General features: G+C 46.3%; 15 protein-coding genes. 10 read left to right on the forward strand and 5 right to left on the reverse strand.

Annotation, left to right across the window (positions count from 1 at the left end; genetic code table 11):
* Positions 1-28: 28 nt before the first annotated feature.
* Entirely contained in the window at positions 29-1,186 is a 1,158-nt protein-coding gene (locus QUA23_RS17440) for a tetratricopeptide repeat protein (RefSeq protein ID WP_333077358.1), read from the forward strand.
* A 104-nt stretch (positions 1,187-1,290) separates the two neighbouring features.
* Here QUA23_RS17440 and QUA23_RS17445 read toward each other — a convergent pair whose 3' ends face one another.
* On the reverse strand, positions 1,291-1,752 hold the full coding sequence (locus QUA23_RS17445; RefSeq protein WP_333077356.1) for a hypothetical protein: 462 nt from the start codon (positions 1,750-1,752) through the stop codon (positions 1,291-1,293).
* 318 nt (positions 1,753-2,070) lie between these two features.
* Here QUA23_RS17445 and QUA23_RS17450 point away from each other — a divergent pair, with 318 nt between their 5' ends.
* Together QUA23_RS17450 and QUA23_RS17455 are read left to right on the forward strand one after the other, a co-directional pair.
* Positions 2,071-2,688 carry a triacylglycerol lipase gene (locus QUA23_RS17450; protein ID WP_333077354.1) on the forward strand — a complete coding sequence of 206 codons (618 nt, stop codon included), beginning with the start codon at positions 2,071-2,073 and terminating at the stop codon, positions 2,686-2,688.
* 2 nt (positions 2,689-2,690) lie between these two features.
* The gene (locus QUA23_RS17455; RefSeq protein ID WP_333077353.1) at positions 2,691-3,302 is read left to right on the forward strand and encodes an alpha/beta fold hydrolase; all 612 of its coding nucleotides are present in this window, start codon (positions 2,691-2,693) and stop codon (positions 3,300-3,302) included.
* 125 nt (positions 3,303-3,427) lie between these two features.
* Here the strand turns inward: QUA23_RS17455 and QUA23_RS17460 are convergent, their stop codons facing one another.
* Positions 3,428-3,859, reverse strand: a complete 432-nt coding sequence (locus QUA23_RS17460) for a VOC family protein (RefSeq protein WP_333077352.1) — start codon at positions 3,857-3,859, stop codon at positions 3,428-3,430.
* Between the two features lie 11 nt (positions 3,860-3,870).
* Here QUA23_RS17460 and QUA23_RS17465 point away from each other — a divergent pair, with 11 nt between their 5' ends.
* On the forward strand, positions 3,871-4,683 hold the full coding sequence (locus tag QUA23_RS17465; RefSeq protein ID WP_333077351.1) for a TIGR00297 family protein: 813 nt from the start codon (positions 3,871-3,873) through the stop codon (positions 4,681-4,683).
* A 175-nt stretch (positions 4,684-4,858) separates the two neighbouring features.
* On the opposite strand, the gene hetR is transcribed toward QUA23_RS17465, so the two are convergent.
* From hetR to QUA23_RS17480, 3 genes are all read right to left on the reverse strand, one after another.
* Positions 4,859-5,764 (reverse strand): heterocyst differentiation master regulator HetR, encoded by a 906-nt coding sequence (gene hetR / locus QUA23_RS17470; protein WP_333077431.1) that lies wholly within the window; start codon positions 5,762-5,764, stop codon positions 4,859-4,861.
* Positions 5,765-6,617: 853 nt separating this feature from the next.
* Positions 6,618-6,845, reverse strand: coding sequence for a heterocyst-inhibiting protein PatX (gene patX, locus QUA23_RS17475; RefSeq protein WP_333077350.1), 228 nt, complete (start codon positions 6,843-6,845; stop codon positions 6,618-6,620).
* A gap of 96 nt (positions 6,846-6,941) precedes the next feature.
* Positions 6,942-8,744, reverse strand: coding sequence for an FAD-dependent oxidoreductase (locus QUA23_RS17480; protein WP_333077349.1), 1,803 nt, complete (start codon positions 8,742-8,744; stop codon positions 6,942-6,944).
* A 300-nt stretch (positions 8,745-9,044) separates the two neighbouring features.
* Between QUA23_RS17480 and cysC the strand changes: the two genes are divergently transcribed.
* The 6 genes from cysC (at position 9,045) to QUA23_RS17510 (ending at position 18,215) form a co-directional block, all read left to right on the forward strand.
* Positions 9,045-9,575 (forward strand): adenylyl-sulfate kinase, encoded by a 531-nt coding sequence (cysC, locus tag QUA23_RS17485; protein ID WP_190656752.1) that lies wholly within the window; start codon positions 9,045-9,047, stop codon positions 9,573-9,575.
* 37 nt (positions 9,576-9,612) lie between these two features.
* The gene (locus QUA23_RS17490) at positions 9,613-11,211 is read left to right on the forward strand and encodes an SLBB domain-containing protein (RefSeq protein ID WP_333077347.1); all 1,599 of its coding nucleotides are present in this window, start codon (positions 9,613-9,615) and stop codon (positions 11,209-11,211) included.
* Between the two features lie 143 nt (positions 11,212-11,354).
* The gene (locus QUA23_RS17495) at positions 11,355-13,679 is read left to right on the forward strand and encodes a polysaccharide biosynthesis tyrosine autokinase (RefSeq protein ID WP_333077346.1); all 2,325 of its coding nucleotides are present in this window, start codon (positions 11,355-11,357) and stop codon (positions 13,677-13,679) included.
* A 422-nt stretch (positions 13,680-14,101) separates the two neighbouring features.
* Entirely contained in the window at positions 14,102-15,469 is a 1,368-nt protein-coding gene (locus QUA23_RS17500) for an NAD-dependent succinate-semialdehyde dehydrogenase (protein ID WP_333077344.1), read from the forward strand.
* A 148-nt stretch (positions 15,470-15,617) separates the two neighbouring features.
* Positions 15,618-17,255 carry an acetolactate synthase large subunit gene (locus QUA23_RS17505; RefSeq protein WP_333077343.1) on the forward strand — a complete coding sequence of 546 codons (1,638 nt, stop codon included), beginning with the start codon at positions 15,618-15,620 and terminating at the stop codon, positions 17,253-17,255.
* An 825-nt stretch (positions 17,256-18,080) separates the two neighbouring features.
* Positions 18,081-18,215 (forward strand): hypothetical protein, encoded by a 135-nt coding sequence (locus QUA23_RS17510; RefSeq protein WP_333077342.1) that lies wholly within the window; start codon positions 18,081-18,083, stop codon positions 18,213-18,215.
* Positions 18,216-18,525: the final 310 nt, after the last annotated feature.

Genomic DNA, 18,525 nt, shown 5'->3' on the forward strand with positions numbered 1-18,525 from the left:
TAGAAACAACGCCATTCCCGTAAACCCCATGACAGACATCAACCAAATAGCCGCCGCCCTAGAGGGTAAAGACTACAAACAAGCTGCCCAACTCATCAAACAACTAAAAAAAGAATCCCCCAAAAATCCGTGGGTACAATACTATATGGCCCGCTACTACGAACTAACCAACAATCTCGAAAAAGCCCAAACAACCTACAAACAAATACTCCGCGACATCACCAACCCCAAAATCGTCTCCCAGACCCGCCAAGCTATTCAACGGGTTGAAAGCGCACAACAAAACCTTCGCCAACAAGCCATAGAAACCGCCAAAAACGACCCCAGCAACCTCGAGCCCGGACTCCTTATCCTCGAACCTGTGAGTCCCGAAAACAAACCCGCCGCCATTCAAAATATTAGCAGAATCTTTAAAATCGACGCCTACACAACCCGGATGCAAATCCAAAGCCGCGGCTGGAGACTCTACAAAACTGGCCCCATCGCCGAACTCCGAATTTATGGTCAAGAACTCCTCAACGCCGGCATTCCCGTATTTTGGGCAACTCTCAGCGATATTCAAAAAATCCAAATCTTCCGAGTGCAACACTTCCAGTCTCTTTCTTCCCCAGCCGTTGTTTGCAAAGATAAACTCTCACGACTCGGTGCGATCGAATTTAGCTGGTCAGAAGTTACCCAAAGAGTAGAAGGCTTGTTGCCGATGTTCATCGAAGTCATGGACTACTCCCCCAACCGAAGAAAGGAGCAATTTCGCCACAGAGAAATCAGGCAAGATTACGCTCAAATCTGTGACTTACACATTCCCAGCAGAAACTGCATTCTGCGAATTTGCGACCAAAGTTACGAATTTCAACAAGGAGTTGACTTTACCAAAGCTTCGGCTGATCTCCCCACTTCACCGAACCCTAAAAACAAAACATCGAGAGTCAAAAACTCTCCACAAATTCCTCAAAGTACCACCCGAATTAACTGGAATAACTTACTGGAAATAGTAGATCGCCAGCTTGACGTTACAGTTTGGTCAGAATTTACGCCCTTTGCCGAGACAGTCCTCGATTACACTAATATGTTGAGCAAGATCGAATCTCATATCGAAATCGAGCGCAAATCCGAAACTCCTTGGGACTCAGCTTTTCAGCTATACAGCGGATTAGCTTTCCTCAGAAACCAAGAAAATAGGGAATAGAACAAATAGTTAAAATTAAAAATGAGGAATCCCATTTTTAATTTGTTAACGTCAGCATTGGGAATTATCCAATGCCCAATTCCCTATTATCAATTCCCAATTTCCTACTTCGTTTTCACCTGACGAGCCATTTCCCGGAAATTGTTCATGCTGGGGCCAGGGCCACGACGAGTTGCATTTGATGTCGGCATTAAGTTATTAGGAGCAAAAGTCCGAATAGGTTCAGCTTGACTCGGCACTTTCCCGTTAGTTGCTGCGGCAGCAGGTACTTTCGCGGGTACTGCATTATTAGCAGGAACACTAGCGACTGGTTCGTTTTCTTTCTTCGACTTTTTCTCTACCTTAGCCTTTTTAGCTGGTTCAGACTTCTCAGACTTCTCAGACTTAACAGGCTCAGCTTTTGCCGGTGCGATCGCAACAGGCTCAGACTTCGCAGGCGCAACTTTTGCTGGTTCCTTCGCTCCCGACTCGCCCAAATCTAGGAAATATTCAGACTTTTTCAAGCCCAACAGTCTGGCAAAAAAGCCGAAAATACCGCCGAAGAAATTTTTGATAAAACCAAACATTAGACTTACTCCTTTTGTTCTTTTAGAGAAATTTGTACAAGCTTGTCAACAAAGTTAGATTACGAGCTTGGGCAACCTTTGTCTACATTTATTCATCAAAATTTACATTTGGCTATATCTAAGCTACCTCATCAAAGCAAATTTTAGGTATGAATACTCACCGTGCTTTGCACTTATTTACAAAGTATCTCAGAATTTGTTAGGGATTCCCACTCATTGTCGATCGTACCTCGATCCGATTCCATAGCTGTCCTAGTACGGGTAAAACTCCCTAGGGGAGTGATTTATGCTGTAATCAGCAAGCAATTTTTCCGCAAAATGAACAGTTCGCTCGATCGCAATCCCGTCATCCTCATACACGGCATCTGGGACACAAAGATGATTTTCAACACAATGTCCGCCCGCCTCACCAAACTCGGATGGTCAGTCCACAGCCTCAACCTGACCCCCAACGACGGCAGCCTCGGGCTCGACTTACTGGCCAAGCAACTCGCAGACTACATCTCTGAAACCTTCGATCCCGAACAGCCTTTAGACATAGTAGGCTACAGCATGGGCGGCATCGTCAGTCGCTACTACGTCCAGCGACTCGGAGGAATCAACCGCGTACAGCGTTTCATCACCCTATCTTCCCCCCACCACGGCACCCTCACCGCTTATTCCCTACGCCTACCAGGATACCTGGATATGCGTCCCGATAGTGGCTTGCTGCGCGATTTAAATCAAGATGTGACAATGCTCAAACGCATAAACTTTACATCAATGTGGACGCCATTTGACATAATGATTGTACCGGCGAACAGTTCCAAAATGCCAGTAGGTAAAGAAGTTAAAGTCAACGTTTTGCTGCACCGCCAAATGGTGACAGAACCCCTAAGTATTAACGCATTAGTTGAAGAACTCAAAGCACCTATTAATAATAAAATTTCCACTTAAAAATGAATAGCAATTTTAGCCGCAACCCCGTCTTGCTAATTCACGGAATCTTCCGAAAATCGGGAATTTTTTACAAAATGTCTGCCTACCTCACTCAACTGGGATGGTCAGTTTACACCCTCAATCTCTCGCCTCATTGGGGCAATGCCAGCATAGACGAATTAGCCCAGCAACTAGCAGATTATATAGACAAAAACTTTGCGCCCGAACAACATTTAGATATAGTAGGATTGAGCATGGGCGGTTTAGTAACTCGCTACTACCTGCAAAGGTTAGGCGGCATTAACCGAGTCCAGCGCTTTATTGCCATATCTTCTCCTCACAGCGGTACTTGGATGGCTTACACTCTCTGGGGAAAAGGCTGCGTTCAAATGCGTCCTGGCAGTGCTTTTTTGGAAGAATTAAATCGAGATGCTGCCTTGTTGGAAAAGCTCAATTTTACTTCGATTTGGACAGATTGGGATTTCATCATCGTACCTGCTTCTAGTTCCAAAATATCTGCTGCCAAAGAAGTAAAATTGTCTGTTTTCGCCCATGCCATGATGGCGAGAAATTCCAGCAGTTTAAAAGCGGTCGCTGAAGCACTTTCAGAACCGTTGAAAGTTCATGATTGACCGTTTGATTCATTCTTGTATAATGTCAAATTTTGTAGAGGCAGGTTTGACCTAAAGTAATTGCCTAAAACCAACAATTTCCTAAACCCGCCCCCACAGGATGCAAATCGCTACCGGACTAAATATCAAACAGCATCCCCAACTTCAGCGTATTCGCTGCGACCAAAAATTGCTTCAGCTTCACAATAATACTTGAACTCAAGTATATTGTGGAAAGGGTCTTCTAAGAAGAAAGTACGGTGTTCTGTAGGCAAACCGACAAATCGCCGTCTCGGTTCTTGATAGAAATTTAAGTTGTTTTGCTGGGCTTTCTCTAACAACGCTTCCCAGTCAGCTTCGGAAGTAAAAATTAACCCAAAATGCCGGGGATAGATGCCTCGCTGAGGCGTCAAAGGTTCGCGGCTGACGTGGGCGACAATTTGATGCCCACACAAACCCATAATCGCAGAATTTGGCGATTCGCGACCTAGTTCGCAGCCGAGCCCGTCTACGTAGAACGCTTTGGTTTGGGCAATATCGGTCACGGGGAAGGCAAGATGAAATAAGACTTGGCTCATGGAGGTACTAAATGCAGAATTCAGAATTGTTCTTTAATTATTTATCTTGGTCTAATCCTTGGTTGGTGGCGATCGCCCTAAATACAGTTTTACTCGCGATCGCCACCATTGCTCCTAAAAAATTGCTCACTCCCGCTGGTCAATTTCACGGCTGGGTATTGGGCGTCCTCATCTGGGGCTGTTTGGGATGGCAAGGCTATGCCGTGGTGATGTTTTACTTTCTTGTCGGATCGGGAGTTACCCGCATCGGCAAAGCCCAAAAAGAAGCAGAAGGAATAGCCGAAAAGCGTTCAGGCGCCCGAGGCCCAGAAAATGTCTGGGGTTCGGCTTTAACCGCGACTCTTTGCGCTTTAGGAGTTTTGGCATTATCTATTTTAGAAGAGACAGGCAAGATGTCTGTGCCACAAGATGCTATTTCTCTATTATTGCTGGGTTACGCGGCGAGTTTTTGCACTAAACTTTCCGATACCTGCGCTAGCGAAATCGGCAAAGCTTACGGCAAACGGACTTTTTTGATTACCAGCTTGCAGCCTGTACCTAGGGGTACGGAAGGGGCCGTAAGTTTGGAAGGAACGATCGCAGGTATTGTCGGCTCAATTCTGATCGCACTTTTGAGTTGGGCCGTCGGTTTAATAGACTTGACAGGAATTGTTTTTTGTGTTATTTCAGCTTTTATTGCCACGAACATCGAGAGCGTGATTGGGGCGACGGTGCAATCAAAGTTTGAGTGGCTGACGAACGAGGTGGTAAATTTTTTTAATACACTCATAGGAGCGATCGCAGCGATTATTTTAGCGGCCACCTGGAGAGCTTTTTTAGCTTAGTTAATGCTGGACGCATTCGCGACCTCAGAAACCGGGTTTATTACGATAATTCAAGGCCTTAACGCAATATTTTTCCAGAGAAACCCGGTTTCTGCCTCGCGAGCTATCAGCTATTAATCATTAGTCATTAGTCTCCCGCAATCAACTCATGACTAATGATTAATAGTTAATCAAACTAAGCGTCGTCTTGCGGTCCAAAAACCATTTGTAAAATCATCGTCGGTTCGCCCCGCTTGTGATAGCGATCGGCCCAATTGCGAATAATTTCATCTAATTCCTCAAGGGCTTGGTCGAGGCGTTCCGGCGGAATATCCAAAGTCTCCATAATTCGCATCACATTCGGTTGTTTTTCCGCCCAATCCTTCATCAGCCGGAAATATCTAGCCGTATCCTCCACCATAGTAAATGTCCGCTCTTCCTGCTCTGCGGGAGAGTAAGTAGCGCGAGTGAGGGCATAAAACGGCATTCCCCAAGGAGAATCAATGCGAGTAACTGTCCCAGAATAGATCAAGCGCCGCTTAATGTGTTCTGCTAGAGCTTCGCTCAAAGGCATTCGCCTTTCTGGAGACATATCTTCTTGCGATCGCCTGTGCAGAAACTCGATCAACTCCATAAACTGAAAAGAATTGATCAGTTGAGCGTCTGGCGGATTCGGAGGAATCTTGCCTTCGAGATATTTTTTTTCATCTACAGTCAAATTGTTTCCCGGAATGCGAGGGCGTCCCGGCATCCAACCATACTGTTCCAACCAGACATAAGGAAACTGAATCAAATACCTAGGTTCTTGGGAACCCAACATTTTCAGCAGTTTTCCCTGAGTCAGAGCTTCCCGGACTTCTTCAACAATCACCTTCACTCGTTTAGGCTCAATGTGATGCAAGTGTCCGGTCATCCGCAGGTTGTTGTCCTGCTCCATATAAGTCATATAAATGGCACACTTAGCCGCCGTTGCGGCCGCGTCTAGAAACGCCCCGTGCCTGTGCCCACTGGTTCTCATGGCGCTAAACGCCAGATATAGCATGATCTGATCCATTGCACTAGGGCTGAGGCTTTTGACCAGATCCAAAGAGTCATTTTTCATCACTATCCCCGAAATAGCCAAATTAGGAGGCATTTTGTTATCCTCCATTAAATTATTGCGAGAGCGCCGAATCAAGCATAGCCGACTGTCGCCGGAAAGCTTGCCAGCTACCCTAATATTCAGGTTAGTTAATTTCCCTGAGGTAACAGGGGCATGGGCTTAAAGGCTATCCACACCGCATAAGTGGTTCTTATTGGTGGCCAATTTAAGTAGATTGCTGCACCCTCTGCGCTGACAGTTTACCTATATATAAGTTAGTTATCGCACGTTTATTATAGTGCAGCCGTTGAAAATTAAACCCTACCTGTGGGGGGGAGAAGGTAAATAACTGTTGCGCTCCCAGGAATTTGAGGCGACTCCGAGCTCCTAATTCTTGAATAGTCATGGATGCCGAAACCAAGTTCGATCGACTAAAATAAGGCTGTTGCGTAATTGCGGGAAAATTTTGATGGTTTTGTGGGATGGGAGCTCGTAGGCCGTCTGCTGTATTTTCACAGCAGGCGGGACACCCCACAAGAATCGTCCTCAAATTGTGCAATGCCAAAATAAGGCTTAGAGGGCGAGGGATATCGGTTGAAAAACCCAGATGATCAGAGGCCTGTGGTTAGTTACTGTTTAATTGAAGCGTTTTCAATACAAAACCGCCACATACTAGAATCTATCTCTAGGTAGATGGCGGTTCCCCGTTTATATGCTAACATTTATCACACAAAAAAGAATCTCCTCAGAACTGTCCACAAAAAGTGCAGTTGTCGCTTAACCTGAAAAACTAGAATCCCAGAAAATCCGATCGAGTGCTCAAATGAACGGCCCGAAGCAACTCAGTTGTGGTAATCACTTGCGTCCAGTGCGATTAGAAATCTTGTAGCGGATGAATGTAAACATTAGGCTCAGTAAAATTTCTGCGTCCGCTGCCCCTTTCAGGACCGCGCTCACCCTTTTGTTGAGTTTGGGCTGACAACATATATTGGGCGGTGGCAGTTGCGACAATGGGGAATGAAGATTCAAAAGCTTGAGCGGCGCTGGCACTCAAGGTAATGCCCAACAGGCTCAGTAAAGCAATTGCAGTGTAGGTTTGCATGGGTAGTATCCGTGTCAGTGTCTATTACGTGATACGGACTTGCCCCGATCGATCAGGATAGATATCTGTGCAATTTTCGGATCTGTGCAAAAAACCTTACGTCTTCAATTCTACTGCTCCCGCCAGCAGCCAAGCACCTGCCGAATTCAGCCTGCCCCATACTGTGATAGGCTTTTCGGTTTCACAATTTTGTAAAAATCTGTCGGTTTCCGAGTCCAAAGTCACGAGTTGCCAAGTTTGACCGGCTAAGGATGCAGGGCTTGTCAGCGTTAGTGTCCAGTCTTGTTCGCCGAGGCGGCGGAAAATGCCAGAAAATTGGCTGTGGGTATTTGCTGTTTGACTGCTTGATTTCTCTACTGACTGCTGACATTCGCCGCTGGCGGGATATGCTTCAGGCCGATCGAGATAATAGCGCTGCCAATCGAGCCAGTCCGATCGCCCCCGTGTCAAATTAAATAAAGGAATAACCGCCGCACTCGCCTCGGAATCTTGCAGCAAAGCTTCCTGCAAAACTCTCACCGGCAAATCCCGCGGCTGACATCCAGATTCCGCGCACAAAGCCGCCGCCATCCCCGCTGCCTGTCCAATATTCATTACCGTCGGTTGCAAGCGAGTTGCACCGTTGGCGATGTGAGAGACGGAAATATTTTTTTCGCAGACTAGCAAACCGTCTGTACTCGCAGGAATTAGGGCGCTGTAAGGAATGGTAAACGGAGTTCCCGTCCAGCGGCCGCCCCACCGGATCGATTTGGGCTGCAAGGGAATGTCGCCACTGGGGTAGTGGTGGTCGTTGGCATAGTTGCCGATCGCAATTGTTTCACAAATGCCCTCGGAATTTATCGGCAACTTCGCGACTCTTCCACCGACAATAGGCAAAATATCTTGTTCTCTGACTGTACTTATCCCTCGCAAGCGGCGACTTTCTCGGTAGTAAGGATGTAAGGCAAAAGAAGGAAGAATGGAAGAATTTTGTTGATTTTCGATCGTGGAAATCGGGAAAATGTTCTGTGCTAAGCCGTAGCGGGGGCCGAGTTGCGTTTGAATGAAGCGGGCGAAACTTTGAGTGTGCCACAGACTTTCTTGCAGGAATTCTTGTCGAGATGCTTCAGATTTAATGAGTCGATCGACCCCTTCACCATAATCATTACCTCGAATCGGCCAATTAATCATCAACAATCCGCCCGGAAGCCTGCCGTAATTGAGAAATTGTTCGGGAGTGTAACTGTCCCAAGCACCGATAAATCGATCGGGATTGTCAACAGGCGGCGCGGTAATTTCTGGCCCGGCCTCACCTTTACCAAAATCCTGCATGATTGCCACCCAAGTCGGAGCTTGCACCGAATAGCTCTCTGTGAGAGCATTAGAGGCAGTCGGCGCGCTGGGTTCTCCCCACTCGGCTTGGAATTCCCAACCCCAGCGGTGTCCAACCTCCGCTAAAGCCAGCAAATCTCCCAATTCCGTTGCATCTAAAGTGATTTTGGCCGAAACCGTAAAATCTGCAAACCGAACGCCAGAAATGCGATCTCCTTCATACAGCACATCTTGAGCTTTTTTTCCAGAAATCCAATGCAAGTTCGGCAAACATTTAACCCAATCAGCGAAAATTTCAGCACCGATGCGGGGATCGTAAGTAAAAAAACTGACCCACCCCCAATCCAAACCTCCCGGCTGTCGCTGCTGGAGTTCCCGCAAAAATGCGCCCCACAAACCGGTTTGAAAAGCTGCTAATTCATTGCCATCGGGGGCAGAAACGCCACCGGAAGTCAGCATTCCTCCCAGCCAGGGGAATTCGCTTACTAAAATAGTTTTGGCACCTCGGCGGGCAGCTTGCACGGCTGCTGCGGTGCCGCCGGTGCCACCCCCGACTACCAAAACATCTGCTTTTAAGAGCGAAGACATGGGCAATACCATTTTAGATTTTAGATTAAGGTGATGAGTGCGCTACGGATAGATGTTCGGCGTTGGCGATCGCGAAGTGAATTTTACTTTGTAAAGACTTGACAAATAATAAATGGGGAATTATACAACGAGCGCACACTTTTTTTACTAAATGACTGCAGGAGCGATCGCAACTTTTGATTTCTCATTGTGTGCGCGCAAATATTGCCAATATGACACCGCGAATAACGATAATAGAAAAAAGGGAACAGCATCTATAAAGTTTTACGTCTTAAAAGTTTCCGAGTTACTAATAAACGACTGAAAATGGAAAAAGGTTTTATTTTGTGGTTCACCGGGCTGAGCGGTTCCGGCAAGACAACTATCACCAAAGCTCTCGAACCCGAATTGAAGGCAAGAGGTTGCAAAGTTGAAATATTGGATGGAGATGTCGTTCGCACCAACTTGTCAAAAGGTTTAGGATTTAGCCAAGAAGACCGAGATACTAATATTCGGCGGATTGGATTTGTAGCTCACCTGCTGAGCCGCAATGGAGTAGCCGTAATGACCGCAGCTATTAGCCCCTACAGAGCAATTCGCGACGAAATTAGAGCAATGGAGCCCAATTTTGTTGAAGTATATATCACAGCGCCGTTAGAAGTGTGCGAAGGTCGCGATGTCAAGGGACTATACGCTAAGGCCAGAGCAGGAGAAATTAAGGGTTTTACGGGAATTGACGATCCTTATGAAGAACCGCTCAATCCTGAGATTATTTGTTACACAGAGCGAGAAAGTGTGGAAGAGAGTGTTAAAAAAGTTCTAAGCAAGTTAGAAGAGTTGGGTTACATTTGATGGTGGCGGGGTAGGAAGCGGATAGGGGCAAAAGGCGATGGTTAGCAAAAACTATTCAAAATTCAATACTGTCAAAGGTTTCACGGTCAAATTTTTAACAGTGTCAGCGCTGGCTGCAGGTTCATCTCCGGGGATGGCCCAGTTTTTGCCTCCTCCTCCTGCTTTCTCTCCTCCTCCTCCTCCTCCTGGTTCTGCTGTTCCCGTACCCATGCCTCCTGTTCAGGGATTTCCGGCGATTCCGACAAGTGCATCTTCAAGTGTACGATCGGAAGTTTACACCTTGGGAGCGGGCGATCGTATTCAAATGGACATCTTCAACGTCCCGGAATACAGCGGGCCCAACGGTCAACACCAAGTACAGGCCGACGGTTCCCTGAGTTTGCCGTTAATTGGCAGCGTTTCGGTGTACGGGATGACCTTAGAACAAGCTTCTAATGCTGTTAAAGACAAATACGGCAAATACCTCAAACGTCCTTGGATTACCCTGAAACTGCTGGCGCCGCGTCCTTTGCAAATTGCGATCGCGGGCGAAATCAACCGCCCCGGAGCCTATACAATATCCTCAGCAGCAGGCCCCGGAGGCACAGCAGAGCAAATGGGAACTCAAATGCCAACGATATCGCGGGCTCTGCGAATGGCCGGGGGAATTACGCAGTCAGCAGACGTGCGGCAAATCAAAATCCGCCGCCCCCAGCGCAACGCACCGGAACAAATTATTAGTGTGGATTTGTGGGAATTATTGCAAAACGGAGATTTGCGAGCCGATATGACTTTGCGCGACGGCGATACTATATTCATTCCCACTGTAACTAGCCTCAACCGCCAAGAAGCACCGACTTTAGCAGTAGCTAACATTACCGGACAAAGCACTCAACCAATTAATATTGCTGTGGTGGGTGAAGTAACTCGCCCCGGTACTTATACTTTGGCAAAAGAGGCTCAAAGTAGGGTACAAGAGAATGAAATGGGTGAAAATTCTGGTTTGTTTGCTGCCAGCGAAACCAACAGCGGGGAAACAGTTTTGCAGCAAACTGTAACGAGGGCAATTAAAATGGCTGGCGGCATTACGCCGGTAGCTGATATCAGACAAATACAAGTTCGCCGCCTGACACGGGCGGGTACAGAGCAAATTATTAATGTGAATTTGTGGCAACTTTTGGAAGGGAGAGATGTATCCCAAGATTTAGCGCTGCAACAGGGAGATACGGTAATCGTTCCCAAAGCCGAAAATATCGAGGGAACCCAAGATGAACAAGTGGCTAATTCTAATTTTTCACCTGATACGATTAAGGTGAACATTGTGGGAGAAGTCGTGAAGCCGGGAGCGATTGCGGTGGTTCCCAACACTACTTTAAATCAAGCGCTGGTAGCAGCGGGAGGTTTTAATAAAGCGCGCGCTCAAATGGATTCGGTGGATTTAATTCGCCTCAATCCTAACGGCACAGTTTCCCAGCTAACTGTTAAGGTTAATTTTTCTGCAACAGCCAATGAAGAGTCTAATCCAAAACTGCAAAATAATGATGTAATTATGGTAAGGCGATCGGGCCGCGCTACGTTCTCGGATAATGTAGGCGGGACTCTCGCTCCTCTCAGTCCACTGTTAGGAATATTTCGGTTATTCGATATTTTTCGGTGATTTGAATAGACGAGCATTAAGACCTCAGAAACTCGATTTCTGAAAAAAATTGCGGTTTGGTAATGAAAAATATAGGAATCAGCCGGGTTCCTGAAACTGCGCCAGCGGTACAGACGTTTAAACTAATAAGCTGTAGAAATCAAATGAAACCAGGGAAACAATCTCAAATAGCACAGTTTAATCATAAAAAAAATGCTGATCTGCCAAAAATGTCTTCCGGGCTTTATGCAGAAGATCAATTTTCAGGCAGAGAGAAAACAGAAGCAGAAGAGTTAAGTTTTTGGGAAGTTTGCCGCAGTCGCTCCATCTTAGTCATTGGTGTAGCAGCGGCAGTAACCACCGGGGTTTTCGCCTGGACGCTCAATCAAAAAAGCGAGTACGAGGGGCGCTTTCAATTATTAGTAGAACCTGCAGTCACGCAAAATACTTTAGCAAAAATATACTCCGGTGAGCTGAAATTGCAACCAGCGGCCCCGGCGACCGAAGAAAAAGGCGGTTTTGACTACGAATCCCAAATTCAAGTTTTGCAAAGCCCGCAAGTAATGTCGCCGATTATTAAACAGTTGCAGGCTAAGTATCCCGAAATAAATTACAACTACCTCTTGAACCAAAAAGCAGATAATTTGCCGTTTTCTCAGGAAACCAGGCTGTCAATTAATCGCTTCAAAAATACCAAGATTATCGAAGTTAGATATCGGGATGATGACCCGAAAAAAATTCAGTTTGTTTTGGAAAAAGTTGCGCTAGGCTACCGCAACTACAGCGTGCAAGATACCACAACTCAAATTAGTCAGACTCTGGATTTTGTGAAATCGCAAATTCCCAAGCAGCAAAAGCGCCAACAAGCTCTGCAAACAGAAATTCAAAAGTTGCGGCAGCAGTACAATTTCATCGATCCGCAAATTCAAACCCAACAACTGGCGCAACAAATCAGCCAACTTCAAACGCAAAGATTGGACGCGCAAACGCAGCTCAATCAGCAGAGATTGCTCTATTCCAATCTGCAAAATCAGCTCGGACTGAACCAGAAGCAAGCGCTGATGGCCTCGGCTCTGAGTCAAGCTCCCCGCTATCAAGCGATGCTGACTCAATTGCAGCAATTAGAAGGGCAAATTGCGATTAACTCGGCTACGTTTACAGACGAAACTCCGCAAATGCAATTGTTGCGAGAACAGCGCAAAAACCTAATTCCTTTATTGAAAAAAGAAGCCCAACAGGTTCTGGGAACTGATTTGGCTAAGGTAAATTCGCAAGTGCTAGCTTTTCAAGATCCGGTGCGGATTAAGTTAATCGAGCAGTTTATCGGTACTGCTAATTTAATTCAGGTGCTGGGCGTGCGGAATCAAGTTTTGGAACAAGCTGCTAAGCAGTTGGATCAATACTCTCAAGGATTACCGGTGATTTTGCGGCGCTATTCGGATTTGCAGCGCGAGTTGGATTTAACCAACAATACGCTGAATGGTTTGCTGGCAAAACAGCAAGCTTTGCAGCTTGAAGCTGTGGGCAAAAAAGAGGTGGCTTGGGAAGTTATTGCTAAGCCGGAAATTCCGCGTTACAAAAATGGCGAGTTGATGGCTGTTGCTCCGATTATGCCTTTGAATTTGGCTTTGGGGGGATTGGCTGGTTTGCTGTTTGGTATGCTGGCGGCGCAGTTGGCGGAACGGTTTAACAATAAAACGGTGTTCCAAACTCCGGAGGATGTCAAACAGTCGATTCGCCTGCCTTTGTTGGGGGTAATTCCTGCTAGCGATAAAATTTTGAGACTTCCTCCTGCTGAGACAAGCCCGGTGGATGTTGCAATTTCGCCGATGCCGACGGATGCTTTTCAAGAAGCTTTTCGATCGCTCAATGCGAATATTCGCTTACTCAACCTTGATACTCCCATCAATTCTTGTGTAATTACTTCTTGTCAAGTAGCTGACGGCAAGTCTACTGTAGCAGTCAATCTGGCGAGGGCGGCTGCTGCAATGGGCCAGCAAGTGCTGTTAGTGGATGCCGATTTGCGGCGCCCGCAGGTACACGAAATGCTGGGTTTACCGAATTGGCAAGGCTTGCACAATGCGATCGCGGATGATGTGGATGTGCAACAGTTGATTTTGCGATCGCCCCGCGATGAAAATTTGTTTGTCTTAACTTCCGGCCCGGTTCCTCTCGATCCCACAAAGGTGCTTTCTTCGCGAAAAATGCCTCATTTAATGGCAACTTTGTCAAGTCAATTTGACTTAGTTATTTACGATACTCCACCGCTTTTGGGTTTGGCGGATGCGAATTTATTGGCGGCTCACACTAACGGATTGATGCTGGTAGTTGGGCTGCATCAAACTGAGCGGGAGGCGCTGTTGTTGGCGTTTGAAGATTTAAAAATGGCCGGAATTCCGCTGTTGGGAATGGTGGCGAATAACGATAAAGGCAGCAGGTATTACTATCAGTCTTACGTGCAGGATTACGTCCAGGAACAGTCTGTTTGAGGGAGAGGAATTGAGAAATGTGTAGTGGAACAGGCCGTCGGGTCTGTTCTTGAGAATGCAAGGCGGGCGTGACACCGGACGAGATATTTAATCCATCTTGCACCATTAATTGTGAATAAAGCTTTCAGGGGCGGGCGGGAGACACCACAAAAACATTTAACTTTTGTGGAACAGGCCGTCTAGCCTGTTCTTGAGATTTTTGCGTGATTTCAGAAAGACAAATTTTCTTAAGATTTGCGATCGAGACTCTGAACTATAATTAAAAGTAGAGAAATTTAAACAAATCGTGGCACTTGCAACTTTGCAAGACCTAAAAGAAAATGTGGCGGGTAAATTCCTATTTTGTAATACCTTGATACAACTCCCTGCCGAGGCTGAAAACTAGCAGGGAGTTTTGTGTTTTTCACACAGGAGATGAAACAATGGCTATTGCTACTATCAACCCGGCAACGGGAGAAACGCTGAAAACCTTCGAGCCGATCGCGGATGAGGTAATAGAAGCTAAGCTGGAATTAGCACAGCAAGCTTTTAAAAAATACCGCCAACTGCCGTTTGAGCAGAGAGCCCTGTGGATGCAGAAAGCTGCAGACATCTTGGAGCGCGATCGCGAAATTTACGCTGAAATGATGACCCTGGAAATGGGCAAAACGCTCAAATCTGCGATCGGCGAAGTGGAAAAATGCGCCTTAGTTTGTCGGTATTACGCCAAAAATGCCGCTCAATTTATGGCAGACGTACCGGCAACCACTGACGCTAGCAGCAGCTTTGTCCGCTACCAACCGCTAGGCCCTATTTTAGCCGTCATGCCCTGGAATTTCCCATTTTGGCAAGTTTTTCGGTTTGCGGCGCCAGCACTGATGGCGGGCAATGTCGGCTTGCTCAAACACGCTTCCAACGTGCCACAGTGCGCTTTGAAAATCGAAGAAATTTTTACGCTTGCTGGCTTTCCCGAAGGAGTTTTTCAAACTTTGTTAGTCGGCGCCGACAAAGTAGCCGATATCGTTGCGGACGATCGTATAAAAGCAGCAACTCTCACCGGTAGCGAACCAGCGGGTGAAAGTTTGGCAGCAAATGCGGGCAAAAATTTGAAAAAAGTAGTGCTGGAATTGGGAGGAAGCGACCCCTTTATTGTGATGTCCAGCGCCGATGTAGCAGCAGCTTTATCAACTGCTGTGACATCCCGGATGCTCAATAACGGTCAATCTTGCATCGCAGCCAAACGCTTTATTTTAGCAGAAGAGATTGCCGACGAATTCATCACAGGATTTGTCGAAAAATTCGAGCAATTAAAAGTAGGCGATCCGATGTTGCCCGAAACCGATATCGGCCCTTTAGCTACTCCCGCAATCCTCAAAGACTTGGACAATCAAGTGCAAACTTGCGTCCAATCGGGAGCAAAACTTCTGACAGGCGGCGGCCCATTGTCACAGAAGGCCGGCAATTTCTACTTGCCAACTATTCTGGCAAACATTCCGCCGAATGCCTCTGCCCGTCAAGAAGAATTTTTCGGGCCTGTAGCTTTAGTATTCCGAGTTGCAGGCATCGATGAGGCCATCGAACTCGCAAACAGCACATCTTTTGGCTTGGGTGCGTCAGCTTGGACTACAGTAAACTCAGAGAGCGATCGCTTTATTTCCGAACTAGAGGCCGGCGCGGTATTCATCAACGGTTTAGTAAAATCCGACCCGAGATTGCCCTTCGGTGGCATCAAACGCTCCGGTTACGGACGCGAATTGAGCATCCAAGGAATTCATGAATTTGTTAACATTAAAACAGTGTGGGTAAAATAAGCTCCCACTCTATCAACCGATCGCACAAATCTACAGAAGTCTGCGTTTATCTGCGTTTACCTGCGGTTAAAAATTCCCATTTAGTATTTTTGCGATCGGTTTAAAAATAAAGACCAAAAACCCCCATTAACCGAGGAGAGAAACGGAAATGAACACAGCTCAATTATTGGTAAAATGTTTAGAAAATGAAGGCGTCGAATACGTCTTCGGACTTCCAGGAGAAGAAAATTTAGAAGTTCTAGAAGCCCTGAGAAACTCTTCAATTAAATTTATTACTACTCGCCACGAACAAGGCGCCGCTTTCATGGCAGACGTTTACGGTCGTCTCACCGGCAAAGCCGGCGTTTGCTTGTCCACCTTGGGTCCAGGCGCAACTAACTTAATGACAGGAGTTGCTGACGCCAACTTAGACGGCGCTCCTTTAATAGCAATTACCGGACAAGTCGGCACAGACAGAATGCACATAGAATCGCACCAATATTTAGATTTGGTCGCCATGTTTGCGCCAGTTACTAAGTGGAATGCTCAAATAGTTCGCCCCAGCACGACGGCAGAAATTGTCCGCAAAGCCTTTAAAGTAGCTCAAAGTGAAAAGCCGGGAGCAGTTCACATTGACTTACCTGAAAACATCGCCGCAATGCCTGCTGAAGGAATGCCGCTCACCAAAGACAACCGCGAAAAAACTTTTGGCGCTTACCAAAGCTTGAATAAAGCCGCTGTGGCAATTTCCAAGGCGAAAAGTCCTCTGCTTTTAGTAGGAAACGGCGCGATCCGCGCTAACGCCAGCGATGCTTTGACACAATTTGCTACTCGATTGAATATTCCTGTAGCTAATACTTTCATGGGCAAAGGTGTAATTCCTTACACTCATCCTTTGGCACTTTGGACGACGGGCTTGCAAAAACGCGATTACATTAGTTGTGCTTTTGAAGAAACGGATTTAGTGATTGCTGTTGGCTACGATTTGATTGAATATTCCCCGAAGAAGTGGAATCCAGAAGGAAAAATTCCGATCATTCACATTGGATCTTTGCCAGCAGAAATTGACAGCAGTTATATTCCTCTTATAGAAGTTGTGGGAGATATTTCTGATTCCCTCAATGAAATTTTGCAGCGTGCCGATCGCATGGAGAAAGTAGATCCTTTTGCTAAGCAATTGCGGGCGGATATTCGCGCTGGGTACGAACAATATGCAGCCGACGACGGTTTCCCGATCAAGCCACAAAAACTCATTTACGATTTGCGGCAAGTCTTGGGCCCGGAAGATATTCTTATATCTGATGTGGGAGCTCACAAAATGTGGATCGCGCGGCACTATCATTGCGATCGCCCGAATACCTGTTTGATTTCCAACGGATTTGCGGCGATGGGAATTGCGATTCCGGGTGCCGTGGCTGCAAAACTCGTTTATCCCGATCGCAAAGTAATAGCAGCCACCGGCGACGGCGGTTTTATGATGAACTGTCAAGAGTTAGAAACTGCTTTGCGAGTCGGTACTAACTTTGTGACGCTGATCTTTAATGATGGTGGTTACGGGTTAATTGAATGGAAGCAGCAAGATTATTTTGGTCATTCCGATTTCGTCAAATTTGGCAATCCCGATTTTGTGAAATTTGCGGAAAGTATGGGTTTAAAAGGGTATCGTGTGGAATCTGCAACCGATTTTATTCCCATCCTCAAAGAAGCCCTGGCTCAAGATGTCCCTTGCGTGATTGACTGTCCGGTAGACTATCGGGAAAATGCGCGTTTCAGTCAATTATCGGGGGATATGAGTTGCAATTTGTAAGTTAGGCAATGGGTAAGATCTTGTCCGGCTAAAGCAGCATAAATTAAGTTGGGGCGGGCCGCAGTACCCGCCCCACAAGAACATTAATTTTTGGTGTCGGAGTTAGTTTGAATAATTCATCTAGATAGGAGTTTAGACTAAGCATAAATTGACTCCAGGTTAGCGGAGTGAAATTTTAGTGAATTTAGAAAGAGTTTTCACGGTTAAGTTACGACTTTTGGTGATTTTTGGAACCGACCTTTAGCCTTTTTAATCACGGGATAGCGACCTCTTGGAGTACGAAGTTTACCTTCTGGCCATCCGGCACAATTTCCTCGACGTTTGGGAGCAACAGTGGGAGTCCCAATCCTGATTAAAAGTGGAAGCATCGATGGTGCAAGCCTTCCAGGAGTCAATTCAGGAAGGGTCTTTTGCTAGGGAAGACGAATTTCCCTCACTACATCTTTAGATTTCTTGGAAAACCATCAAAGCCTCTGTATAGCTAAGCTCTAGGTCGTAAATGTAATCATCCTAAATTAGCTATAGCAATCCTTGCAGGAGTCGTAAATTTTTACCCCATCCCAACCCTCCCCGAACCCAAGGGGAGGGAGTAAGAAATTCACAAATGATTTAGGATTGCTATAGCAACTGAATATAAACGGTCTCTTGCAGATGTTCGCCCTGAAGGCAAAGCCTGGTTTCGCTGCTACTTTCAGTGAGGCAAAAGACATGAAAATTCGATAATCTCAAGGTCAAAGTGTATGGAACCATTCTGAGGGTTGGTGCTGCGAGCCTCTTGATTCCATACCCCCCGGTTATATTGCCCTAGCCGTTGAAGCGACGGATATGGCACTTGTAGACTGGGATATCGAAGAAATTGGGGAAAAGGCAGGTTTTGATATTCAGTACAAATACACAGGGGTGAATGACTCGAAAGATTCATCTTTAGCTTGTGTAACTCAGGCAAGTCGGCATTTATGAGGATTTTTCAAAGCTCGATCGCGATTTGGAAGTTTTGATTGCAGCCGGCATCTCCTGTCATTTAAAATACAGACTTCGCACGATGACATCGATGTGAAGCCTGTCACGCAATATCTCAAAGCAGTTTCCTAATGTTTTGGGTGTAGCGCAATTGTTCTTTTTCCTAAAGTGCGCGCGTGCGAAGCTATCTTGTAGGGAATCGCCCTTATCTAACTTCTATTCTCCTCATATTACTAAGTAGGGCTTGCTGAATAAGTCCAAAAAACTCAAAAAAGTTCGAGCGCGCTATTGCCCGCCCACGCTCAACATA

This window comes from Microcoleus sp. Pol1C5 (assembly GCF_036701115.1).
GTDB lineage: Bacteria > Cyanobacteriota > Cyanobacteriia > Cyanobacteriales > Microcoleaceae > Microcoleus.